This window comes from Streptomyces sp. UW30 (assembly GCF_008042075.1).
GTDB lineage: Bacteria > Actinomycetota > Actinomycetes > Streptomycetales > Streptomycetaceae > Streptomyces.
In genome coordinates this window covers 223,454-246,474 of record NZ_RDBN01000005.1, presented here as the reverse complement: position 1 = coordinate 246,474, position 23,021 = coordinate 223,454, and the positions used below count along the sequence as shown (strand labels likewise).

The 23,021-nt window shown below is 69.6% G+C and carries 18 protein-coding genes; 7 read left to right on the top strand and 11 right to left on the bottom strand.

Going from position 1 to position 23,021, the window contains the following annotated elements; all coding sequences use genetic code 11:
* Positions 1-113: 113 nt before the first annotated feature.
* Complete coding sequence (locus EAO75_RS02745) at positions 114-1,937, bottom strand: phosphoenolpyruvate carboxykinase (GTP) (protein ID WP_147993403.1); 1,824 nt, start codon at positions 1,935-1,937, stop codon at positions 114-116.
* Positions 1,938-2,280: 343 nt separating this feature from the next.
* Here EAO75_RS02745 and trhA point away from each other — a divergent pair, with 343 nt between their 5' ends.
* From trhA to EAO75_RS02725, 4 genes are all read left to right on the top strand, one after another.
* The gene (gene trhA, locus EAO75_RS02740) at positions 2,281-3,027 is read left to right on the top strand and encodes a PAQR family membrane homeostasis protein TrhA (protein WP_147993402.1); all 747 of its coding nucleotides are present in this window, start codon (positions 2,281-2,283) and stop codon (positions 3,025-3,027) included.
* A 100-nt stretch (positions 3,028-3,127) separates the two neighbouring features.
* Positions 3,128-4,669, top strand: coding sequence for a DHA2 family efflux MFS transporter permease subunit (locus EAO75_RS02735; protein ID WP_147993401.1), 1,542 nt, complete (start codon positions 3,128-3,130; stop codon positions 4,667-4,669).
* A 5-nt stretch (positions 4,670-4,674) separates the two neighbouring features.
* Positions 4,675-5,304, top strand: a complete 630-nt coding sequence (locus tag EAO75_RS02730; RefSeq protein ID WP_410092190.1) for a TetR/AcrR family transcriptional regulator — start codon at positions 4,675-4,677, stop codon at positions 5,302-5,304.
* Between the two features lie 33 nt (positions 5,305-5,337).
* A complete protein-coding gene (locus EAO75_RS02725; RefSeq protein ID WP_147993399.1) occupies positions 5,338-6,066 on the top strand; it encodes a Mut7-C RNAse domain-containing protein in 729 nt (242 codons plus the stop codon).
* On the opposite strand, the gene EAO75_RS02720 is transcribed toward EAO75_RS02725, so the two are convergent.
* From EAO75_RS02720 to EAO75_RS02695, 6 genes are all read right to left on the bottom strand, one after another.
* Entirely contained in the window at positions 6,063-8,480 is a 2,418-nt protein-coding gene (locus EAO75_RS02720) for a galactose oxidase-like domain-containing protein (protein WP_147993398.1), read from the bottom strand. The two genes, EAO75_RS02725 and EAO75_RS02720, sit on opposite strands and share 4 nt — an antisense overlap.
* Before the next feature lie 9 nt (positions 8,481-8,489).
* Entirely contained in the window at positions 8,490-9,680 is a 1,191-nt protein-coding gene (locus EAO75_RS02715) for a glycosyltransferase (protein ID WP_147993397.1), read from the bottom strand.
* Positions 9,677-11,326, bottom strand: a complete 1,650-nt coding sequence (locus EAO75_RS02710) for an ArnT family glycosyltransferase (RefSeq protein WP_147993396.1) — start codon at positions 11,324-11,326, stop codon at positions 9,677-9,679. The genes EAO75_RS02715 and EAO75_RS02710 overlap by 4 nt, the downstream gene beginning before the upstream one ends.
* The gene (locus tag EAO75_RS02705; RefSeq protein ID WP_147993395.1) at positions 11,323-12,609 is read right to left on the bottom strand and encodes a glycosyltransferase; all 1,287 of its coding nucleotides are present in this window, start codon (positions 12,607-12,609) and stop codon (positions 11,323-11,325) included. Before EAO75_RS02705 ends, EAO75_RS02710 begins: the two co-directional genes overlap by 4 nt.
* A 191-nt stretch (positions 12,610-12,800) precedes the next feature.
* Positions 12,801-14,834 carry a thioredoxin domain-containing protein gene (locus tag EAO75_RS02700; protein ID WP_147993394.1) on the bottom strand — a complete coding sequence of 678 codons (2,034 nt, stop codon included), beginning with the start codon at positions 14,832-14,834 and terminating at the stop codon, positions 12,801-12,803.
* Entirely contained in the window at positions 14,812-15,342 is a 531-nt protein-coding gene (locus EAO75_RS02695) for a recombinase family protein (RefSeq protein WP_187284277.1), read from the bottom strand. Before EAO75_RS02695 ends, EAO75_RS02700 begins: the two co-directional genes overlap by 23 nt.
* Positions 15,343-15,475: 133 nt before the next feature.
* Between EAO75_RS02695 and EAO75_RS02690 the strand changes: the two genes are divergently transcribed.
* On the top strand, positions 15,476-18,676 hold the full coding sequence (locus tag EAO75_RS02690) for a tetratricopeptide repeat protein (RefSeq protein ID WP_147993392.1): 3,201 nt from the start codon (positions 15,476-15,478) through the stop codon (positions 18,674-18,676).
* 30 nt (positions 18,677-18,706) lie between these two features.
* Here EAO75_RS02690 and EAO75_RS02685 read toward each other — a convergent pair whose 3' ends face one another.
* The gene (locus EAO75_RS02685) at positions 18,707-18,964 is read right to left on the bottom strand and encodes a hypothetical protein (protein WP_187284276.1); all 258 of its coding nucleotides are present in this window, start codon (positions 18,962-18,964) and stop codon (positions 18,707-18,709) included.
* On the bottom strand, positions 18,957-19,838 hold the full coding sequence (mca, locus tag EAO75_RS02680) for a mycothiol conjugate amidase Mca (protein ID WP_147993390.1): 882 nt from the start codon (positions 19,836-19,838) through the stop codon (positions 18,957-18,959). Before mca ends, EAO75_RS02685 begins: the two co-directional genes overlap by 8 nt.
* Positions 19,839-19,985: 147 nt before the next feature.
* Here mca and EAO75_RS02675 point away from each other — a divergent pair, with 147 nt between their 5' ends.
* Entirely contained in the window at positions 19,986-20,384 is a 399-nt protein-coding gene (locus EAO75_RS02675) for a DUF4307 domain-containing protein (RefSeq protein ID WP_147993389.1), read from the top strand.
* A 211-nt stretch (positions 20,385-20,595) separates the two neighbouring features.
* A complete protein-coding gene (greA, locus tag EAO75_RS02670; protein WP_147993388.1) occupies positions 20,596-21,096 on the top strand; it encodes a transcription elongation factor GreA in 501 nt (166 codons plus the stop codon).
* Between the two features lie 71 nt (positions 21,097-21,167).
* Here greA and EAO75_RS02665 read toward each other — a convergent pair whose 3' ends face one another.
* Complete coding sequence (locus EAO75_RS02665) at positions 21,168-22,025, bottom strand: ABC transporter permease (RefSeq protein WP_147993387.1); 858 nt, start codon at positions 22,023-22,025, stop codon at positions 21,168-21,170.
* On the bottom strand, positions 22,022-23,002 hold the full coding sequence (locus EAO75_RS02660; RefSeq protein ID WP_147993386.1) for an ATP-binding cassette domain-containing protein: 981 nt from the start codon (positions 23,000-23,002) through the stop codon (positions 22,022-22,024). The genes EAO75_RS02665 and EAO75_RS02660 overlap by 4 nt, the downstream gene beginning before the upstream one ends.
* Between the last annotated feature and the right edge of the window lie 19 nt (positions 23,003-23,021).

Sequence of the window (23,021 nt, the reverse complement as noted above, 5' to 3'; positions counted from 1 at the left end):
GTACGGAACCTCGCCGGTCTGTGGTGTTCGTGGTGCTGTCACCGCGGCCGGCCGTGACGATTTGCTGGTCAGGGCACGATCGGAGCCGGCCGCGGCGTTTTGGGGGGCTGTTCTCAGCCCAGGCGCTGCACCAGCGCGTTGTACTCGTCCCACAGCTCCTTCGGCGTGTGGTCGCCGAAGGTGTTGAGGTGGTCGGGGACGAGCGCGGCCTCCTCGCGCCAGATCTCCTTGTCGACGGTGAGGAGGAAGTCGAGGTCGGACTCGGCCAGTTCGAGGCCGTTGGTGTCCAGCGCGCCCTTGGCCGGCAGGACGCCGATCGGGGTCTCGACGCCTTCGGCCTTGCCGTCGAGGCGCTCGACGATCCACTTCAGGACGCGGCTGTTCTCGCCGAAGCCGGGCCAGACGAACTTGCCCTCGTCGTTCTTGCGGAACCAGTTGACGTAGTAGATCTTCGGCAGCTTGGACTGGTCCTTGTCCTTGGCCACGTCGACCCAGTGGGCCATGTAGTCGCCCATGTTGTAGCCGCAGAAGGGCAGCATCGCGAACGGGTCGCGGCGCAGCTCGCCGACCTTGCCCTCGGCGGCGGCGGTCTTCTCGCTGGCCACGTTGGCGCCGAGGAACACGCCGTGGTTCCAGTCGAAGGACTCCGTCACCAGGGGTACGGCGGTGGCGCGGCGGCCGCCGAACAGGATCGCCGAGATCGGCACGCCCTTGGGGTCCTCCCACTCGGGCGCGATGATCGGGCACTGCGAGGCGGGGACGGTGAAGCGGGCGTTGGGGTGGGCGGCCGGGACACCGGATTCGGGCGTCCAGTCGTTGCCCTTCCAGTCGGTGAGGTGGGCCGGAGTCTCCTCCGTCATGCCCTCCCACCAGATGTCGTTGTCGTCGGTGAGGGCGACGTTGGTGAAGACCGAGTTGCCCCAGAGCGTCTTCATCGCGTTGGCGTTGGTGTGCTCACCGGTGCCGGGCGCGACGCCGAAGAAGCCGGCCTCGGGGTTGATGGCGTACAGCCGGCCGTCCTCGCCGAAGCGCATCCAGGCGATGTCGTCGCCGATCGTCTCGACCGTCCAGCCGGAGATCGTGGGCTCCAGCATGGCGAGGTTGGTCTTGCCGCAGGCGCTCGGGAAGGCGGCGGCGACGTACTTCGACTCGCCCTGCGGCGGCGTCAGTTTCAGGATCAGCATGTGCTCGGCCAGCCAGCCCTCGTCGCGGGCCATCACCGACGCGATGCGCAGGGCGTAGCACTTCTTGCCGAGCAGGGCGTTGCCGCCGTAGCCGGAGCCGTAGGACCAGATCTCGCGGCTCTCCGGGAAGTGGGAGATGTACTTGGTGCTGTTGCACGGCCAGGGCACGTCCTGCTCGCCGGCCTCCAGCGGCGCTCCGAGCGTGTGCACGGCACGCACGAAGAAGCCGTCCTCGCCGAGTTCGTCCAGGACGGCCTGGCCCATGCGGGTCATGGTGCGCATGGACACGGCGACGTAGGCGGAGTCGGTGATCTCGACGCCGATCGCGGAGAGCTTCGAGCCGAGCGGGCCCATGCAGAACGGCACGACGTACATCGTCCGGCCGCGCATCGAGCCGCGGAAGACGCCCTTCTCGCCGGCGAAGACCTCACGCATCTCGGCGGGGTCCATCCAGTGGTTCGTCGGGCCCGCGTCCTCCTCCTTCTCGGAGCAGATGAAGGTCCGGTCCTCGACGCGCGCGACGTCGGTCGGGTCGGAGGCCGCGTAGTAGGAGTTGGGGCGCTTGATCGGGTCGAGCTTCTTGAAGGTGCCCTTCGCGACGAGTTCCTCGCTCAGACGCTCGTACTCGGCCTCGGATCCGTCACACCAGACCACGCTGTCCGGCTGCGTCAGTTCTGCGATCTCGTTCACCCACGAGACCAGTTCGCGGTGGTTGGTGGGAACGACGGGGGGAGCCGCGATGTCGCGCGCCACGGTTGCTCCTAAATGAGGGGTTTCTGTCCTGAATATGCCCTTGTATGCCCCGTGGGGGCCGCGACCCGGATGCTGCGCGGGCCGATCGGCTGTTCCGATCTTCCGCGCTCATCCGGTGCCGACCGCACTCATTTGATCATCCGACGCGTCTGCGCATATGTCCAGAGGGCGTCACAGGTGAGCGGCGTGAGCATCGCCACTCATCCAGATGTTTTCGATGCGTCACCACGGCTTCACCCCGGGTGCGCCCATTCCGGGTACCCCGTGAGACGATGGCCACTTACGAGCGCCCATCTGGCCGCCCTGACGCGTAACTTACGGTTCCGTAGGTACGATGCCCCGCATGACTGCGCCCGTCCCCGACGCGCCCATGGACACGCCGGCCGCCGGCCGCGGTTCAGGCACGCCCTCGCTGCCGCACCAGATCGCGCACCACGCCCAGCACCTCACGGGCGAGATCAAGCCCAGACTCCGGGGCTGGCTGCATCTGGGCATGTTTCCGGCCGCGCTGGTCGCGGGCCTGGTGCTCACCGCCCTCGCGGACTCACCCCGGGGGCGTATCGCCTGCGGGATCTATGCCCTCACCGCCTGCCTGCTGTTCGGCGTGAGCGCGCTGTACCACCGGGGCAACTGGAGCCCGCGCATGGACGGCATCCTGCGCCGGCTGGATCACGCCAACATCTTCCTGATCATCGCGGGCACGTACACGCCACTGACGATGCTGCTGCTCCCGGGAGCCAAGGGCCAGTGGCTGCTGTGGGGCATCTGGGGCGCGGCCGCGGCGGGCATCGTCTTCCGGGTCTTCTGGGTCGGCGCCCCGCGCTGGCTCTACACCCCCTGCTACATCGCGATGGGCTGGGCGGCCGTCTTCTTCCTGCCGGACTTCATGCGCTCCGGCGGCATCGCGGTGCTGGTCCTGGTGATCGTCGGCGGTCTCCTCTACAGCGCGGGCGGCGTGATCTACGGCATCAAGCGCCCGAACCCGTCACCTCGCTGGTTCGGCTTCCACGAGGTGTTCCACTCCTTCACGCTCGCCGCGTTCGTCGTGCACTACGTGGGGATCTCGCTGGTCGCGTACCAGCACGGATAACCGCTCCAGCACAGCAAGGGCCACGGCTTCCGAGCCGTGGCCCTTTTTCGTACCTCCATGAGATTGACAGTAACTCCCTTTTGATAGTTACTCTCATTTCATGGAAACTGTCACTCCAGATCCTCGCCGTTGGTGGGCCCTGGCCGCGCTCGTCGCCAGCATGCTGACCCTCGGCTTCGACATGACGATCCTCAACGTGGCGCTGCCGACGATGGCCGCCGACCTCGGCGCCGGCACCGGCCGGCAGCAGTGGATGGCGGACGCCTACGTCGTCGTCTTCGCGGCGCTGATGCTGCCCGCGGGCCTGCTCGGCGACCGCTTCGGGCGACGGCGGATGCTGATCACCGGGCTCGGGATCTTCCTCGCCGGGTCACTGGTCGGCGCACTGGCCGGCGACGTGGACGCGGTGATCGCCGCGCGTGCCGTGATGGGCGTCGGAGCGGCCCTGGTCACCCCGCTCGCGCTCTCCGTACTGCCCTCGCTCTTCGGCCCCGACGAGCGCACCAAGGCCGTCGGCATCATCTCCGCCGCCTCGGCGCTCGGCCTGCCGCTCGGCCCGATCACCGGCGGCTGGCTGCTGAACCACTTCTGGTGGGGCTCGGTCTTCCTGGTCAACGTCCCGATGGCCGCCATAGGCATCGCCGCCTGCGTCTTCCTGCTCCCGGAGACGAAGGACCCCGCCTCCCCGAAGGTCGACACCGTCTCCACCGCTCTCACCGCGACCGGCCTCGGCGCACTGATCTACGCGATCATCGAGGCGCCCACCCGTGGCTGGGGCGACCCCCTGGTCCTCGCCATGCTCGGAGCCTCGGTCGTCCTCATCGCCGCGCTGGTGCTGCGCGAACGCCGGGTCGAGCGGCCCATGCTCGACATGACGCTGCTCGCCCACCGCGGCTTCCTCTTCAACACCGTCGCCGCGACCATGGTGATGTTCGTCCTGACCGGCCTGCTGTTCGTGCTGCCGCCGTACCTCCAGACGGTCCTCGGCCACGACGCCCTCGGCACCGGTATCCGGCTGCTGCCGATGATGGGCGGCATCCTGGTCGCCTCGCGGACGGCCCCGCCGGTCGTCACCCGGTTCGGCGCGCGGGCCACGGTGAGCGCGGGCCTGGTCGTGCTGGCCTTCGCCGCGTTCCTCGGCAGCCGTACGACGGTCGACTCCGGCTACGGCTTCACCGCGCTGTGGCTCTCCCTCACCGGCCTCGGCTTCGGCTTCTCGCTCATGCCGGCCATGAGCAACGCCCTGGGCACGCTCCCCCGCGATCGCGCCGGCAGCGGCTCCGGGCTGCTGATGACCATGCGTCAGGTCGGCGGTGCGATCGGTATCGCGCTGCTCGGCAGCCTGCTCTCTGGTGCCTTCCAGGACCGGCTCGACGTCACCGGCCTGCCCGCGCAGGCCGCCGACACCGCCCGGGAGTCCGTGGTCGCGGCGCACATCGTCGCCGAGCGGACGGGCTCCGCCGAGCTCGCGGCCTCCGCGAACAGCGCCTACGTCCATGGCATGGGCGTCGCCCTGCTGGTGTGCGGCATCGCGGCGCTCGTCGCCGCGCTGCTGGCCGCCGCGTTCCTGCCGGGCACGCCCGATGCGGAGGCCCCAGGGACCCCGGACATGGCTGCGGAGCGGGCCGATGCCCGACAATGAGCCCCATGACCCCCGCACGCCGCTCTCCCCTGACCGACCGTCCCCAGCTGGGGCTTCGTGAACGGAAGAAGATCAAGACCCGGACGGCGATCCGCGACGCGACGTACGCACTGATCAAGGAGCAGGGCTACGACGCGACCACGATCGAGCAGATCGCCGAGCGCGCCGAGGTGTCGCCGTCCACGGTCTTCCGGTACTTCCCGACCAAGGAGGACATCGTCCTCACGGACGAGTACGACGCGATCCTGCTGGACGAGCTGCGCAAGCGGCCGGCGGACGAGCCGTGGATGCAGTCCCTGCGGTACGTCATGCGGCTGGCCATCACCGCCGCGACCGAGGAGGAACCCGAGGCCATCAAGCTGCGCTCACATCTGCTGGTCCAGGTCCCCGCGGTGCGCTCCCGGATGCTGGAGAGCATGTCGGTCACCGGCCGCATGCTCTCCGAGGCCGTCGCCGAGCGCACCGGCCTGGCCCAGGACAGCTTCGAGGCGCGGGTCTTCACGATGTCCCTCATCGGCGGCCTCGCGGAGATCTCCCTGTACTGGGCCGAGAACGACTTCCGGGACGACCTGGGCGACCTCCTCGACCGCGCCCTGGACGTCATCGAGCACGGCCTGCGCACGAAAAACACCTGAGGCGCGAGCGCCGGGCCGTGCCATCCTGACCGGGTGAACGGTCCCGCGATCCACGTCGAGTTCGCCCCCGAGCTGCGCCTGTTCCTCCCCAACGGACGGCGCGAGGCCGGTGCCGCCCAGGTCACCACCGACGGTGTCTCGACCCTCGGCCATGTCGTCGAGTCCCTCGGCGTCCCGCTGACCGAGGTCGGCACCCTCGTCGCCGACGGCCACGAGATGCCGGTGTCGCACATCCCGACGGCGGGCGCGACCGTGTCCGTACGGCCCGTGGCACGCCCCCAGCGGGTGCCCGGCGCTCCCCTGCGCTTCCTGCTCGACGTCCACCTCGGCACCCTCGCCCGCCGGATGCGCCTGCTCGGCGTGGACACGGCGTACGAGTCGACGGACATCGGCGACCCGGCGCTCGCGACACGCTCCGCCACGGAGAAGCGGGTCATGCTGAGCCGGGACCGGGGGCTGCTGCGGCGGCGCGAGCTGTGGGCCGGCGGCTATGTCTACAGCACCCGCCCCGAGGACCAACTCCGCGACATCCTCGACCGGTTCCGCCCCGAGCTGCGTCCCTGGACCCGCTGCACCGCCTGCAACGGCCTGCTCAAGGAGGCCACGAAGGAAGAGGTGGCGGACCAGCTTCAGGGCGGGACGCAGCGGTCGTACGACGTCTTCGCGCAGTGCACCCAGTGCGGGCGCGCGTACTGGAAGGGCGCGCACCACGAGCAGCTGGTGGCCATCGTGGAGCGCGCCCTCGCGGACTACGGGAACTAGCGCCGGGTCACATCACCCTTCCCGCAGGCGATTGCGTCCCTGTTCGTGTCCAGCCGCAGCGGGTCGTCCCTGCCGTTGACCTTCAGAGGGCCGTAGTCGTTCTTCTTCAGCCAGTCGCAGCGGGACTTCGTCGTCGGCTTCACCGTCGGCGGGAAGTCCGTCGGGACGCACACGTTGGCGGAGCCGTAGTGGCGGTCGCAGCCGGAGACGGTCGGGCTGACCTTCTGTGACGTGCGCTTCTTGCCGGGGCCCGTGACCTTGCCCTGGAGGTTGTCGGCGAAGTCGTGGACGTGCGCGGAGGAGTCCGTGGCGCTCAGGGCCGAAGGACCTTGCAGGTGGACCCACTTGGCGACCGACGGCACGCCGTTCGCGTCCACCGCGAAGAGCATGTACCAGCCGGGCGGGGCCAGGTTGGGGTTGCTCGTCACGTTCAGGTCGACGTTGTTGCCCTCGACGGACAGGGGAAGATCCACGAACCGCTGGTTGGGGTCCGACGAATGCGTCACCGCCGCCGGGCGGATCAGCTCGGCCTTGGCGATCGGCCGGTCGACGGTGATCCGCTGCGTGTCGCCGTACGTCCACTCGGAGTCGATGACCGAAGTGATCGTCGGGCGCTCGCCCTTGAGGAGATAGGGCGGGGTGTAGATCGACACGTCGTGGTTCCAGGACCCGTTGCCCGGGTTGTCGCCGGTCGCCATCACCCGGCCGTCGGGCAGCAGGAACGCCGAGGAGTGGTAGCCGCGCTCCTCCGGGTCCGCCGCCACCGGGTCGAAGGTGCCCGTCGCCGGGTCGTAGAGCGACGACTCGTACACCGGGTCGGCCCGGTTGTGCAGCGCGCCGCCGGTCTCCAGGACCTTGCCGTCGGGCAGGAGCACCGCGGAGACGTACATCTTGCCCTGGTTGCCGGTCTGCGGGACCTTGCCGCCTCCGAGGTCGACGGTGCCCTGCGGGAGCGGCGGTCCTGCGACGTAGGACGGGCTCGGCTGCTTGAGGTCGATGACGTCGGTGAGGCGGTTCGCGTCCGGGTTGGAGTCGATGTTGCCGCCGCCGATGGTGAGGACCTTCTGGTCCTGGGCCGGGGGCAGCAGCACGCTCGCGGACTGGTCACGCTCGTCCTTGTTCTGCAGACCCGGGATCTGGGTGACCGTGTTGGCGTCGTAGTCGTAGACCGCCGAACCCGTGCCGGGGATGTTGTTGCCGAAGACGTGGCTGCCGGAGTAGAAGAGGCGGCCGTCCTGCATCAGGATCATCGACGGGTACAGGCCCCAGTACGACCAGGTCTGGTTGACCTTCCAGAGCTCCAGCCACTTCTGCTCGGCGTCCGACCACAGCTCGGCGGTCACCGAACCGGTCGAGTCCTCCTTCAGGCCGCCGAAGGAGATGACGTCACCGTTGCCGAGGACAGTGGCCGACGGGTACCAGTGGCCGTCGTTCATGTCGTTGGTCTTGCTGTACGTCTCGGTGACCGGGTCGAAGATGTACGAGTCCTTGTACCCCTCGTAGCCGTGCCCGCCCGGCACCGGATACGCCTTGTTGCCGCTCATCACGAGCACCCGCCCGTCGTCGAGCTGGACGTGCCCGGCGCAGAACATGTCCTTGGGCGTGGGGATCTGCTTGTAGGTGCCGTTCTCGGGGTCGTAGACCGCGCTGGTGAACGTGCCCGCCTCGAACATCTCCTGGCTGTTGCCGGAGCCGGCGATCAGCAGCACCTTGCCGTTGTTGAGGACGACGGAGTGCATGGAGCGGACCGGGTTCTGGGTCGGCAGCACGTCCCAGCGGCCGTTCGCGCACTCCTCGGCGGTGCCCGTGCACACCGGGTCGGGGACGGGCTCGGCGACCTGGTCCATGGAGTAGTCGTCGGTGGTGACCGAACCGGTGCCGTAGACGGAGACGCCCCAGGCGATCCGGTCGGTGCCCGCGGGAACCTCGGGCGTGCGGACCGTGGCCTCGGTCCAACTGCCCGCCATCTCCAGCGTCTTGAGGTCGGTCCAGTACTGCCAGCCCGCCGTGGCGTCGTGCCGGAACAGCGTGACCGAGGTGTCGGGGGTGGTCGACTTGTACCAGAGCCCCAGGTCGTACTGCTTGCCCGGCGTGACGACCGGCGCGCACTCGGCGGACTCGGTGATGAGCGCCTTGCGGTCGCCGTCGACGCGGCGGGTGAGCGTGACCTTCATGGCCTTGCCGCCGGAGTGCGCGTCGGCCACCGTCTCGAAGGTGAAGTCGTTGTCGCCCCAGCCGGACTTCTTCCAGCAGTAGGGCATGTCGTCGGTGCCGGCGGTCTCGAAGCCGGGGTTCTTGATGAGGTTGGCGGCGGAGGCGGACTGGGGCGAGGTGAGCAGGAGACCGGCGGTCAGGGCGCCCACCCCGACCAGTGCGGTCCTTCTTCGGTGTCTGTTGACGAGGCGCTTGTTCATGCGGCTCTCCTATGCGGTGCGACTCCCGGGCCGCCGACCGATACGGCGGCTCGGCAGATAGACCAGCGCCTCGGTACCGGCGAAGCGCAGGACGAAGGTGATGACCAGGGCCAGTGCCGTGGCGGGCAGCACGGCCAGCCCGAACTGGCCGACGAGCAGCGCGATCAGCGGGATGCGCAGCACCAGGTCGGCGTTGGCGAGCAGCGCGAACCGTACGGTCCGGTCCGCCCAGTGACGGTGCTGCCGCCGGTCGCGGAACAGCAACTTCTCGATGAGCAGGAAGTTCCAGGCCACGCCGAACTGGTTGGCGACGATCTCCGCGGGCAGATAGTGCAGGCCCATCTGCGTCATCGCCCACAGCGCGCCCAGGTTCGGTACGAAGCCCGTCAGCCCGATCAGCCCGAACACCACCATCCGGGACAGCGGGTCGGCCGTCCGCAGCCCGGCGAGGTGCCGCAGGAAACGCCGCCCCTCGGCGGCCGTGGACTTGGACTCCCCCGCGAACCGCTCCTGGAACACGAACGGCACCTCGGTGACCGCGCGCGGGCGGCTGCGGACCGCCAGCTCCAGCAGGATCTTGTAGCCGAGCGGCTTCAGCGCCTCCGCGGTGATGTCGCTGCGCCGGATCGCGAAGAAGCCGCTCATCGGGTCGCTGATGCCGTGCAGCCGCCGCGGGAAGAGGGACTTCGTCAGCCAGGTCGCCGCCCGCGACACGGCCACCCGGTAGCTGCCCGCGAGCCCGGCCCGGCTGCCGCCCTTGATGTACCGGGAGGCGACGACGAGTCCGGCGTTCGCGCGCTCGCCGGTCGCCACCAACTCCGGCACCAGGGACGGCGGATGCTGGCAGTCGCCGTCCATGACGACGATCCAGTCCGAGCCGGCCGCCTTCATGCCCTCGACGACCGCGCCGCCGAGCCCGCCGACGGGTTCGTCCCGGTGGATGACGGTGACCGGGAACGGGCAATCCTGGGCCGCCTCCCTGATGACCTGCGGGGTGTCGTCGGTGGAGTCGTCCACGAAGACGACCTCGCAGGGCAGCCGGGACGGCACCGACTCGGTGATCTGGTGCAGCAACTGCCGTACGTTCGCCGACTCGTTGAAGGTCGGTACGACGATGGTGACGGCGCCCGGCTCGGCGACCTCGGCGGCCTGCACTGCCGGATCGCCGAGCTCCTCGGGGGCGGTGTACTCGTGAGTCATCGAACGCCTCCGGAGGCTGTCTGGATCTGGCGGATCTCGATGCGGTCCTCGCCGCTGCCGAAGACGGCGACCGGCTTCGAGTGCTCGATGGCCGCCTTGACGTTGGGTAGATCGACCGCGTCCCGCCGCACCGTCGGCGAGGCGACCACGTAGTCGAGGTCCTTCCAGCCGCGCGGCATCGTCTTCGTCACGGCCGGGTCGAGGTCGGCCTTGTAGAACCAGATGACGCCGAGCCCCGGCTTGTACCCGGCGTGCACCAGGTCCAGCCACAGCGCGTCGTCGACGAGGACGCGGGTGTCCTTCGGGTCCGCCACCTCGGTGGACAGCCACTTCGAGGCCGCCTGGTAGGGCGCGTTGGCGTCGGCGGTGACGGCGGTGCGGTCACCCTCGTACCAGCTCGGTACGACATAGGCGCCGGCGGCGATCGCGAGCACGGCCGCGAGGGCGTACCGTCCGCCGGTCAGGTACCGGTGCTCGGCCTCGGAGTGCCATCGCCGCAGTACGGCGTGGGCGACGGAGGCCGTGCCTCCGGCGAGGACGAGGGCGAGGAACGGCAGCGCCTGGATGACGTACATCGCGGGCAGGTAGCCGCCCGGGCGCATGGCCACCAGGGCGAGGATCACCACCGCGAACGACGGTCCGGCCAGCGCACGGGCGGTGACCGACCAGCGCCAGGTGACCAGGAGGAGCAGGCCGCCCGCGAGGCCGCCGACGATCAGGACACGGTCGTAGTAGAGCCACGACTGGAGCACGCCCCAGGAGCCGGAGCCCTGGTCGAGGATGAAGCCCGAACCGGGTCTGGTCATCTGGTACTTGATGCCGTCCCACAGCGAGACGTGCCCGCTGCCCGGCATCAGCTCGCCCTTCAGCAGGGCGAACAGGGGGTAGGAGAGGCCGATCAGGGCGCAGGCGGTGACGGCGCCGGTCAGGGCGAACTTGCGGGTGTCGCGGTGGCTGTGCCGCCACATGGTGATCAGGACCGCGGGGAGGACGAAGAGCATCGTCTCCTTGGTCAGCACGGCCGTGGCCGCCGCGATACCGGCGCCGAAGTGGTGCCAGAGGTGGCGGCTCGGGGAGGCGGCGAGCGCGAAGGCGACCAACGTCCACATCACCGCGAGGTTGTCGAGGAAGATCTCCCGCTGGAGCACGACCGACAGGGGCGACAGCCCGAACAGGACCATGCCGAGCCCGGCCGCCCAGCGCGGCAGTGACAGCCGCCGCCCGATCACATAGACGAGGACCGCGCTGGCGGCGCTGATGACCAGCATCGCGGCGCGCATGGAGCCGACGGTCATCGACTCGGGGCTGAGCGCGGCCGGTATCCAGGTCAGCAGGGCGAGCTGGATCCAGCCGAGCGGCGGGTGGTCGTACCAGTACGTGTAGTGGGCCAGGCCCCGGCCCTCCTGGACGGCCCAGGCCTGGGCGAGGTAGGTGCCCTCGTCGTCGCTGAGGGTCGGGTAGTCGGCGATGTTCCAGCCCTGCACGACGAGGATCGCGACGAGGAGTACACCGCACAGGATCAGGTCGGGCCGGGAGGAGCGGAGGCGGAGCGGCGGGGTCGTTCGACCGGTCGAACGCTCCATGGGGACAGGCCGGCGCTGCGCGGGGACCTTCGGAGTGGTCACCGCGGGAAGGGTGGAGGTCACGCAGGGACGTCCTCTCGGAGGTCGCGGGTCACTTCGGCATCGGTGACGTCGGTGAGATGCGCGCCGACGTGCGTGGTCAACTCCCAGTCGTTCTGGCCGCGCTGCTCACGCCATACGGCGCGGACGGCGGCCCCGGCGAGGAGGACCTGATAGAAGGGGCCGCCCACGACGAGCTTCAGGTAGTGGACGAAGCGGACGCGCAGCCCGTACTGCTTGCCGAAGTCGTGCAGTCCGACGATCTCGAAGACGAAGGTGACGAGCGCGGTGACGGCCGGCAGGAAGGTGATGAAGGCGACGCTCACGGACACGTCGAGGAAGACCGCGATCGCGATGTTGAGCGGGATGATGAGCCCGGTGAAGGCCTGCATGAACGGCGTCATGAGGGTGTACCGGGCGAGCAACCGCTGGCCGAAGGTGGGCAGTTGCTTCCAGTCCTTCTTCCGGTAGACCTGGAGGAAGCCCTGGTTCCAGCGGGTGCGCTGCTTCAGCAACGACATCAGGCTGCCCGGCGTCTCCTCCTTGGTCACCATGTCGGAGTCGTAGGCGACGACGACCTTCTTGCCGACGCTGGACAGCCGCACACCCAGATCGCAGTCCTCGGCAAGGCAGTTGGGATCCCAGCCGTCGGCCTCCCGCAGCACGTCGGTGCGTACGAAGACGGTGTTGCCGCCGAGCGGGATGAACCCCTTCTGCGCGTGCAGGTGCAGCCGGGAGCGGAACCAGAAGAAGTACTCCAGGCAGTTGCGCAGGCTGTACCAGCTGGAGTGGAAGTTGATGAGCTGGACGCCGCCCTGGACCACATCCGCCTTCGTCGTCCGGAACGCGTGGTCGACGTGGGCGAGGAGCTCCGGATGGACCTGGTCCTCGGCGTCGAAGACCCCGACGACATCGCCGCGGCAGTGCGGCAGCGCCGTGTTCATGGCCTTCGGCTTGTTCTTCTTCTCGTGGGTGTCGACGACGACACGGACGCGCGGATCACGCGCCGCGGCCTTCTCGGCCACCTCCGTGGTCTCCGGGTCGTCGTGCCCGACGATGACGATGATCTCGAAGTCGGTGTGTGTGGACTCCAGCAGCCGCTGGATGGTGTGGTCCAGCACGGCCTGTTCGTGGCGCGCCGGAAGCAGCAGCGAGAACGACAGATGCTCGCCGCCGTCCGGTCTGCTGAACCGGGTGGAGGCAAGCACCTCGGGCGTACGCCACGCGTGCATCTGCCACCACAGGGTGAAAGCCGCCATCCAGAACAGGGCCAGCGAGACGACAGTTATGAAGACAGACGTCAGCAACAGATCCCCCCAGATCCCCAATGCCCCCTGCCGCGACAGTGAGTCACATCTGTCGCGGAACTGTGTAGACATTAAGGGGGATCTGTGAAGTCCGCAGGCCGTTTCGATGAAGAGCGCGTTTCATCACAACGGGCCCCGAGAGTGAGCAATTCGAACACAGGCTGCGTAACTACCCGCTGCCGGCCTCCATTTCACCTGCTCAGAGCGGTCCGCAGCCGTTCCGGATCGGTGGTCGGGGCGTCGCAGGTGAAGTTACGGCAGACGTAGGCGGCAGGTTCGCCCTGCTGCAGGGGGCGGTCAACGAGGAGCGGGAATTCGCCACTCTCCGGAGTTCCCGCGGCCACGACCGCGCCCGGCGCGGTGCCGAGAAGCGCCGTGTGGTGCAGGGCCTTTGTGGCGGGGTCGTCCATCGTCGGCCCCACGACCGCGACCTCCCGCGGCCCGTCGAGGTTGGCCTCGGCGACCGCGAGCCCCCAGCCGATGAAGCGGGGCACACGCGGACCGAGGGCCTTCACGACGCCCAACGCCTTTTCGGCGGCGGTGCGATGCGGCTCGGCACCGGTCTGCGCGGCATAGCTCAGCAGGGCGCCGGCCGCCGCGGTCCAGCCGGAGGGGGCGGCGTTGTCGGTCGGGTCCTGGGGACGGCGGATCAACTGCTCGGCGTCGGCAGCCGTGTCGTAGAGGGCACCGGACTCCTCGTCGACGAAGCGGGCGAGCACGTGGTCGAGCAGGAACCCGGCGAAGTCCAGCCAGACGCCCTCGCCGGTGACGGACGCGAGCGCGAGGAAGCCCTCGGCGACATCGGCGTAGTCCTCCAGCACACCGGCGTTCGCGCCGACCCGGCCGTCCTTGCTGGTGCGGGCGATGCGGGCGTGGTCGTCGAGGTGCAGCCGGACGAGGAGGTCGGCGGCGCCGAGGGCCGCGTCCACGAGGTCGGGGCGGTCGAAGTAGGCGCCGGTCTCGGCGAGGGCGGCGATCGCGAGACCGTTCCAGGCGGCGACGATCTTGTCGTCCCGGCCGGGGGCGGGGCGCTCACCGCGCTTGTCCAGCAGCCGCTGCCGTACGGACGCGACCTTCTCGGCGTCGAACAGACCGTCCTGTTGCGGGAGCTGCAGGACGGAGGAGCCCTGCTCGAACGTGCCCTCCTCGGTCACACCGAAGTGGCGGGCGGCGAGTTCGGCGTCGTCGTCTCCCAGGACCTCGCGCAGCTGCTCCGGCGTCCAGACGTAATACACGCCCTCGACGTGCTTGCCGGTCCCGTCGTCACTGTCGGCGTCGAGCGCGGAGGCGAACCCGCCCTCGTTGGTGCGCAGTTCACGCACCATGAAGTCGGCGGTCTCCAGCGCGACACGGCGGGCGAGCTCGGAGCCGGTGGCGCGCCAGAGGTGGGCGTAGACGCGGCACAGCAGGGCGTTGTCGTACAGCATCTTCTCGAAGTGCGGCACGACCCAGTCCCGGTCGACGGAGTAGCGCGCGAACCCGCCGGCGAGCTGGTCGTAGATCCCGCCGCGCGCCATGCGCTCACAGGTGTCCTGCGCCATCTGCAGCGCGCCCTCGGCGCCGGTCCGCGCGTGGTGCCGCAGCAGGAACTCGATCACCATGGACGGCGGGAACTTGGGCGCGCCCCCGAACCCGCCGCGCTGCGGGTCGTACTCCCGGGTGAGCCCGAGCAGCGCCTGCGCCAGCTCCTGCTCGCCGGGGGCCTCGGGTCCGCCGTAGGAGATCTCCCGCCCGGCGAGATCCCGGACGATCTTCCCGGCCACCTCGGCGACCTCGTCCCGCCGGTCGACCCAGGCGCTGCGCACGCCCTCCAGCACCTGCCGGAAGGACGGCATGCCGGAGCGGGGGGTGGGCGGGAAGTAGGTGCCGAAGTAGAAGGGCTCGGCGTCCGGGGTGAGGAACACCGTCATGGGCCAGCCGCCCTGGCCGGTGGCCGCCTGGACGGCCTCCATGTAGACGGCGTCCACGTCGGGGCGTTCCTCGCGGTCGACCTTGATGTTGACGAAGTGGGCGTTGAGGTAGTCGGCGGTCTCCTGGTCCTCGAAGGACTCGTGGGCCATGACGTGGCACCAGTGACAGCTGCTGTACCCGACGCTGAGCAGGACCGGTTTGCCGCTCTTACGGGCCTCCTCGAAGGCCTCGGCCGCCCACGGCCACCAGTCGACGGGGTTGTCGGCGTGCTGGAGGAGGTACGGGGACGTCTCATGGGCCAGTCGGTTCGGCATACCTCCATCCTGCCCGACCGGGGTGCTCCGGCAGGGGTTCCACCCGCGAGTGATCCCAGGAAGCGGCACCCTTCACCCCGGGGCGGACGATGCAGCGGGTGACGACTGACGCGACGACCTTCCGCTTCTCCTCAAGCTCCATCTCCCCGGACCGCCAGCGGTCACGCACGAGCGGTGGCAGCTTCGCCAGCCCTTGCGCTTCAACGACCCCTTCGATCCGCTGTCCGCTGTCGGTGTGCCCGCGTGCCAGGTCAGCGACCAACTGGTCGAATCCGGGTCGCGCCACGCCCGTCTTGGATGCGCTGCGCCCGTTGTCGCTGTATGCCGCGACGACGACGCAGCCGTGTTCGTGCGCGGTCCGCTCATTGATCCTCAGCTGATAGCGCACACCATGCCCATCACGCTGCCGGACGTCCTCCGACGTACGTGCATAGGACGCAACCGGAATCAACCCGCTCGGCTCTCGCGCGGCATGGTGGTTCACAAGGCCCCCGATTCGACCGTTCACCCGACAATCAAATAAACGAGCGAGCCACTTCGAAGTCACGGAAGCCGGTTCGATGATCGCGGCCCTCTCGCGCTCAGGCCTCCCCCGAAGGACACTCATAGGCAGAGGAGTTGCCGCCGGAGGGGGACTTGACATGCGGGACAGCCATCGGACTGAGGCCGAGCGGCTGTTGGCTCGGGCCGTGGAGGAGGAGGTGCGGCGCTCGGGCGGACGTACCGAGGGGCAGGTGCTGCTGTCGCGGGCGCGCGGCGCGCTGGACGCCATGGCGCAGGCGGCGGCCGAGGAGTACGAGGCGTACACCAGGGCGCTGGACGAGGCGGAGGCCGGCCGGCTCACCTTCGGGCAGCGCTTCGCACGTGAGGGCGGTGCCACGCCGCTGATGGTGGCCGGCGTCGCCGCTCTCGCGGCCGTCGTGTCCGACCTGGCGCTGGGCACCGGCACGGGCACGGCCGTCGGCGCGGGTGTGACCGTCGGTGTCGTGGGCGCCGCGGCGACGGTCGTGAAGGTGGCCGGCACGCATCTGCCCGCCGCCCATCACCGCGCGGGCGCCGTCGGCCAGCCCGGCGGCCCGCAGCAGCTGCGCCTGCAGTGGCTGACGGCGCTGGAGGTACGCGGCATCCGCCCCTTCCTCGACCAGCAGCGGGTGCTGAGCGCGTCCACCGGCCCGAAGAAGACGGGGCCGCGGCTCAGGGGCACAGACAAGAGCGCCGCCGCGCGGGGCCGCAATGTGCTGGAGCAGTCTTTCGCCCAACTCCCCGAGCCGATGGGCCCGTTCGCGGGTCGCCGGCCGGAGATGGCCCGCATCGGGCAGTGGGTGCAGGCGGCACGCGCGAGTACGGAGACCAAGCCGACGGTCGTCGTCCTGCACGGCCCGCCCGGCAGCGGCCGTACGGCACTGGCGATCCGCGCGGCCCACGAGCTGAAGGACCAGTTCCGCGGCGCGTGCGTGGTGGACCTGCGCGGCGACACCGCGGAGGAGCCGCCGCTGTCGACGAGAGACGCGCTGCTGCACCTGCTGAACCGTTTGGGCGCCCCGCGCGAGCAACTCCTGTTCCGGGAGCGTTCGTCGGCGGACCAGCAGGTCAAGCGGCTCAGCGAGCTCTACCAACAGCACCTCGCCGGCCTCCCGGTCACCGTCGTACTGGACGACGCCTCGGACGCGGCGCAGGTCCGCACCCTCGTCCCCGAACGCTCCGACAGCCTGGTCCTGGTCACCTCCCGCGAGCCCCTCGACCTGCCCGCGGATCTCGCGGCCTGGGTGCACCAGCTTCCGGTCGAGGCGCTGGACGCGGCGGGCGCGGAGGAGCTGCTGACCGCAGCGGCGCAGGATTCCTCGGGCCCCTACGACGCCGAATCCGCCGACCTGATCGGGCAGTTGTGCGGCGGCCTGCCGCTGGCGTTGCGCATCGCGGGCTCGTCGCTGGGCCCGCGCTCCCCGCGCACGCTGGCGACGGATCTGGGCGCGTACGGCCCGGTGGAACCGATCGAGCGCGTGCTGTGGCTGCGCTACACCGACCAGTCGGACGTCGCGAGGAGCCTGCTGCGCAGGCTGGCGCTCGCGGGCCGGGCGTCGCTGGGTGCGGCAGCGGCGGCGGCGCTGCTGGCCACGGACGAGGCGGAGGCGACCCGTCATCTGGTGGCGCTCGCCCAGTCGGGCCTGATCGACCACGTCCGCGGCAACCGCTACCGCCTGCACGACCTGGTCCGCGCCTTCGCCCAGGCCCGCCTCCTCGACGAGGAGGAGCCGGCGGAGCGCACGGCGGCGCAGGAGCGGCTGATCGTGAACTACGCCGGTCTTGCCGAATCGGTCCTGCGGCTGGTCGACGGCAACATGTCGACCCGCTCGGACCGCTTCAGCCCGCACGGCTTCACCTCGCTGGACGACGCGCTGCGCTGGCTGGACGACGAGTCGAGCTTCATCACGGCGGCGCTCAGGCACGCGGAGGACGCCAACCAGGCGGCCGTACTGAACCTGCTGGGCGCACTGTGCGACTACTGCCTGCTGCGCGGCGACCTCTACCGCCTCGGCGAGATCAGCGAGCTCGCGCAGGCCGTGGACAAGGGCCTGCTGGTCCGCTCGGTGCAGTGGCGGACCGGCATCGCGGCCCGCCAGCTCGGCGAACTGGACAAGGCCCGCGCGACCCTGACCTCGGTGGTCGAGCTCTACATGGAGGCGCAGCACGACGCGGGCGCGGCCCGTGCCCTGTGCTCCCTCGGCATCACCCTCCACCATCAGGGCAACCTCACCGAGGCGGCGACGAAACTCCGCGAGGCCCTCGACCTCCAGTCGGCGCCCGAGCTGGCGACGGACCGCGCCTGGACGATGCACGCGCTGGCCGCGGTGGAACGCGACCGGGGCCGGATCGCCGAGTCCCTGGACCTGCTGACCGAGTCCCTGTCGCTGCACCGGGCCGGCGAGTCACTCCACGGCGAGGCGTGGGCCCACTTCCAGCTGGGCCAGCTGGGTCTGCGGATGGGCGACGTACCGCGGGCGGAGGAGGACCTGCGGGCGGCCCTGGATCTGTACGGCCGCACGCGCGACGCCCGCGGCGAGGCCTGGGCCCTGACCCAGCTGTCCCGGGCCCGGCTGGTCGCCGGTGACCCGTCCCCGGCGGTGGACGGACTGCGCCAGGCGGCCTCCCGTCACCGCGACAACGAGGACGCGCGCGGCGAGGCGTGGTCCCTGTACTACCTGGGCCAGGCCCTGGAGGAGACGGGCAACCTGGACCTCGCGGTACGGGAGCTGGAGCGGTCGCGGACGATGTTCTCGCGGATGCGTGACGTGTACGGGCTCGCGTGCGCCCGGCACCACTCGGCGCGGGTGACGCGCGACCAGCGGGCGGCCCAGACGGGCTCCCTGCGCAACAGCGGTTTCGCCCGCCAGCTGCTGGTGGACGGTCGGGCCGACTTCCAGCGCATCGGCGTCGCGCACGGCGAGGCGTGGACCTGCCTGGAGCTGGCGGTGGTGGACGCCGGGAACACCCGCACCCAGCAGGCGCTGGCGCTGTGCGACGACGCGGTGGGGCTGTTCGCGTCCTACGGCGACCGGCGCGGCGAGGACTGGGCCCGCTTCCTGCGCTGCACCCTGCTGCCGTACGCGGCCCCCGGCGGTGTGGACGTCGGCACGGCGGTGGCGCAGGAGGAGCTGGCCCAGCTGTCCCGCACCGGCCATCCGCTGCGGGACGCGAAGCTGGACGACTACGTCGAGGCGTACCAGCTCCTGCTCGAACGCGGCGTGAACCTGGAGGCGGGATGGCAGGCCTGGCGGCTCGGCATGGTGCCGAACCGCCACGCACGCGAGGTCATGGGGGTGGCGGCGGCCGCCCGGCACTGACGTGTGCCGGGCCCCCGGGGACCTTCGCCCTCAGCCCTGCTGCGGCTTCGCCGCGCCGGTCGCCTCGGCGGAGTCCCCGGAGTCTGCCTTCGGATCCGGGGCCTCCATGAACTCGACCCTGTTCATGTGGCGGTTCATGGACTTCATCAGGCCCCACACCGCCAGTGCCATCACCGCGAAGACGATGAAACCGAGGACGCCGGGGGTGACCTTGTCCTCGTCCACCTCCTTGGCGAGGGTGGCGAGCTGTGTCATTGCCAGGCTTGCGCTTGCGCTCATGTCAGGCATTGTCGCGGATGCCCGCAAAGAGGTCGTCCTCGGGGAGGGAGGTATCGACGAGGGACTTCGCGAGCTCGTACTCCTCGGTCGGCCAGACCTTCTTCTGCAGCTCCATCGGGACGCGGAACCAGCCCCCGTCCGGGTCGATCTGCGTGGCGTGGGCGATCAGGGCCTTGTCGCGGATCTCATAGAAGTCGGCGCACGGAACATGCGTGGTGATCGTGCGCGCGACGCGCTCGAACTCGTCCCAGCGCTTGAGCCAGTCCCCGTACGGCGACTCCAGGCCGCGGTCCAGCATCGCGTGGTGCAGCGCCTCGGTGCGGGGGCGGTTGAAGCCCTGGTTGTAGTAGAGCTTCTGCGACTGGTACGCGGGGCCGAACTCGGCCTCGGGGTACTTCTCGGTGTCCGCCGCGCCCTCGAAGGCCACCATCGAGATCTTGTGGGTCATGATGTGGTCGGGGTGCGGGTAGCCGCCGTTCTCGTCGTAGGTGGTGATCACCTGGGGACGGAAGCGACGGATCTGCTTCACCAGCTCACCGGCCGCCTTGTCGACGTCCTCCAGGGCGAAACAGCCCTCCGGCAGCGGCGGCAGCGGGTCGCCCTCGGGCAGGCCGGAGTCGACGAAGCCGAGCCACTCCTGCTTCACCCCGAGGATCTCGCGGGCCTCGTCCATCTCCTTCTTGCGTACCTCGTGGATGTGCTCCTCGATGTACTTGTCGCCCTGGAGCTTCGGATTGAGGATGGAGCCGCGCTCCCCGCCCGTGCAGGTCACGACCAGCACGTCCACCCCCTCGGACACGTACTTCGCCATGGTGGCCGCGCCCTTGCTCGACTCGTCGTCGGGGTGGGCGTGCACGGCCATCAGTCGCAGCTGGTCAGTCAAGACTCAATCCTCATAGTCGGCGCCCCGGTGTGCCCCGGTGCGATCGGCGGCTTCTATAGTGACCGAATCGAGGGGCGGATAATTCCGCGGTACGGCCCCCAGGCCCCTCTTTCGGGACATCGGTCCCGCCCGGCGGAGAGGACGATCATGAGCACGGCGAGCACGCGCCTGCCCGAGGGCCGCTACGGCCGCTCCTCGGACGCACGCGCCGACCGCACGCTCAAGGTCGTCGGCGCCGTCCTCGGGGCGCTACTGCTGGGACTGATCGGCTATTTCGCCTATCACTACGTCGGCCAGAACAAGATCAGCGCCGAGGTGATCGAGTTCGACGCCCAGAAGGACGCGGTGAAGGTGCATCTGGAGGTCCGCAAGGACGCCGGCGCCTCCGGCTACTGCACCCTGCGCTCCCAGGCGGAGAGCGGTGCCGAGGTGGGCCGGGCCGACTTCCGCTTCGACGGCGACGCCACCCGGATCGACAAGGTCGTCACGCTCCGCACGACGTCCCAGGGGACGACGGCCGAACTGCTCGGCTGCCACGCCGGCTGATCCGGTCGACCGGATACGACCGCACTTGACCGGCACCGACCGGGTTCACCCTGAATACGTAAGCGCTGACCTGCGTTGATGCGATTCTGATGGCTTATGTCCTCCCCCTTCGGCCTTTGAATTGTTAGGCTCGTGGTTTCGCCCTTCCATGAAGGAACATCCTTCTGGGTAGGGCGATGCTTTGTATTCCCAGTACCTACGAGGAGCACCTGTGACCCAGACCAGCGAGAACGTCACCTGGCTGACCCAGGAGGCGTACAACCAGCTCAAGGCCGAGCTGGAGTACCTGTCTGGTCCTGCGCGCACTGAGATCGCCGCCAAGATCGCGGCCGCGCGCGAGGAGGGCGACCTGCGCGAGAACGGCGGGTACCACGCGGCCAAGGAGGAGCAGGGCAAGCAGGAGCTCCGTGTGCGCCAGCTGACCCAGCTCCTGGAGAACGCCAAGGTCGGCGAGGCGCCGGCTTCGGCGGACGGTGCGGTGGCGCCCGGCATGGTCGTGACGATCGCCTTCGACGGTGACGAGGACGACACCACGACCTTCCTGCTCGCCTCGCGCGAGTACGCGAGCTCGGACATCGAGACGTACTCGCCGCAGTCCCCGCTGGGCTCCGGCGTGATCGGCCACAAGGTCGGCGAGGACGCGGACTACGAGCTGCCGAACGGCAAGACCGCCTCGGTGAGGATCCTGAAGGCCGAGCCCTACAACGGCTGACTCCGCCCTCAGGACCAGCAGGACCATTCCTTCCGCGAGCCCCCGGCCGCCTCCCGGCGCCGGGGGCTTCGTCATGCCGTCGCGGAGCGGTACTTCCGGACCGCCAGGGTGCGGAATATGGCGATGATCAGGAGCGAGTAGATCAGCGAGGCCCACACCGGGTGCTGCATGGGCCAGGCGTCCGAGTGTGAGACCCCCGGGTTGGCGAAGAGCTCACGACAGGCCTGGACCGTGGCACTGAAGGGGTTCCAGTCGGCGACGTGCCGCAGCCACGGGGTCATGTGGCTGGTGTCCACGAACGCGTTCGAGATGAACGTGACCGGGAACAGCCAGATCAGCCCGCTGGACGTGGCCGCCTCAGGGGTCTTCACGGACATCCCGATCAGCGCGCCGATCCAGGTGAACGCGTAGCCGAGCAGAAGCAGCAGACCGAAGGCACCGAGGACCCTGCCCGCGTTCGTGTCGCCGTTCGAGCCCACACGCCAGCCGACCAAGAGTGCGACCACGGCCAGCACGACCAGCGTCAGGGCCGTCTGTACGGAGTCGGCGAAGGTGCGCCCGGTCAGCACCGCGCCGCGTGCCATGGGCAGGGAGCGGAAGCGGTCGATGAGGCCCTTGTGCATGTCGTCGGCGATGCCCGCGCCGGAGCTGGCGGTGGCGAAGGTGACGGTCTGCGCGAAGATGCCCGCCATGAGGAAGTTCTTGTAGTCGGCGGCGCTGGTGCTGTTGCCGATCTGCATGGATCCGCCGAAGACGTACGTGAACAACACGACGAACATGATGGGCTGGATGAGCCCGTAGATGATCATCTCCGGGATCCGGGACATCCGGATCAGGTTGCGTTTCGCGACGACCATCGAGTCCCGGACGGACTGGCTGAACGGGTTTCCGGCCGGCGCGACCCGCACGGCGTCGGTGATGGCGCTCACTTCGCGGCCTCCTTTGCGTCGTTCTCCTCGGCCTTGGCCTCTGCCGCATGGCCCGTCAGGGACAGGAACACGTCGTCGAGGGTGGGGCGGCGCAGCCCGATGTCGTCGATCTCGATGCCACGGGTGTCGAGCTCACGGATGACCTCGGCGAGGAGCTTGGCGCCACCGGTCACGGGCACGGTGAGCTTGCGCATGTGGTCCTCGACCGTGGTGTCGCCCTTGCCGAAGCCGCTCAGTACCTGCGAGGCGGTCTGTATGTCGTCGCGCTCGTGCACCACGACCTCGACGCGCTCGCCGCCCGTGCGGGCCTTGAGCTGGTCGGAGGTGCCGGTGGCGATGACATGGCCGTGGTCGACGACGGCGATCTCGTGTGCCAGGTGGTCGGCCTCTTCGAGGTACTGGGTGGTCAGCAGCAGCGTCGTACCGCCCGAGACCAGTTGTTTGATGACCTCCCACAGCAGCTGGCGGTTGCGCGGGTCGAGGCCGGTGGTCGGCTCGTCCATGAACATCACGGGCGGTGAGACCACCAGGGCTGCCGCGAGGTCGAGGCGGCGGCGCATACCTCCGGAGTAGGTCTTCGTGGGCCGGTCCGCGGCGTCGGCGAGATCGAACTGCTCCAGCAGCTCGACCGCGCGGGCCTTCGCCGCCTTGGCCTTCATCTGGTAGAGCTGGCCGACCATCTGGAGGTTCTCGCGGCCGGTGAGGTACTCGTCGACGGCGGCGAACTGGCCGGACAGGCCGATGGAGCGGCGGACGGCGTCGGGATGTTTGAGGACGTCGACACCGGCGACGACCGCCGAGCCGCTGTCCGGCTGCAGCAGGGTCGTCAGACAGCGGACGGCCGTCGTCTTGCCCGCGCCATTCGGCCCGAGCAGACCCAGGACGGTGCCCTCGGGGACATCGAGGTCGACACCGTCCAGAGCCCTTACGTCACCGAAGGTCTTCACCAGGCCTTCGGCATAGATGGCGCCTGGCATATGAGTCTCCACGTCATCG

What these genes read in the sequence shown, in the direction of transcription:
- trhA (WP_147993402.1), top strand. Translation starts at nt 2,281, where the DNA reads ATGACTGCGCCCGTCCCCGACGCGCCCATGGACACGCCGGCCGCCGGC.
- EAO75_RS02735 (WP_147993401.1), top strand. Translation starts at nt 3,128, where the DNA reads ATGGAAACTGTCACTCCAGATCCTCGCCGTTGGTGGGCCCTGGCCGCG.
- EAO75_RS02730 (WP_410092190.1), top strand. Translation starts at nt 4,675, where the DNA reads ATGACCCCCGCACGCCGCTCTCCCCTGACCGACCGTCCCCAGCTGGGG.
- EAO75_RS02720 (WP_147993398.1), bottom strand. Translation starts at nt 8,480, where the DNA reads ATGAACAAGCGCCTCGTCAACAGACACCGAAGAAGGACCGCACTGGTC.
- EAO75_RS02715 (WP_147993397.1), bottom strand. Translation starts at nt 9,680, where the DNA reads ATGACTCACGAGTACACCGCCCCCGAGGAGCTCGGCGATCCGGCAGTG.
- EAO75_RS02700 (WP_147993394.1), bottom strand. Translation starts at nt 14,834, where the DNA reads ATGCCGAACCGACTGGCCCATGAGACGTCCCCGTACCTCCTCCAGCAC.
- EAO75_RS02690 (WP_147993392.1), top strand. Translation starts at nt 15,476, where the DNA reads ATGCGGGACAGCCATCGGACTGAGGCCGAGCGGCTGTTGGCTCGGGCC.
- EAO75_RS02685 (WP_187284276.1), bottom strand. Translation starts at nt 18,964, where the DNA reads ATGCCTGACATGAGCGCAAGCGCAAGCCTGGCAATGACACAGCTCGCC.
- EAO75_RS02675 (WP_147993389.1), top strand. Translation starts at nt 19,986, where the DNA reads ATGAGCACGGCGAGCACGCGCCTGCCCGAGGGCCGCTACGGCCGCTCC.
- EAO75_RS02660 (WP_147993386.1), bottom strand. Translation starts at nt 23,002, where the DNA reads ATGCCAGGCGCCATCTATGCCGAAGGCCTGGTGAAGACCTTCGGTGAC.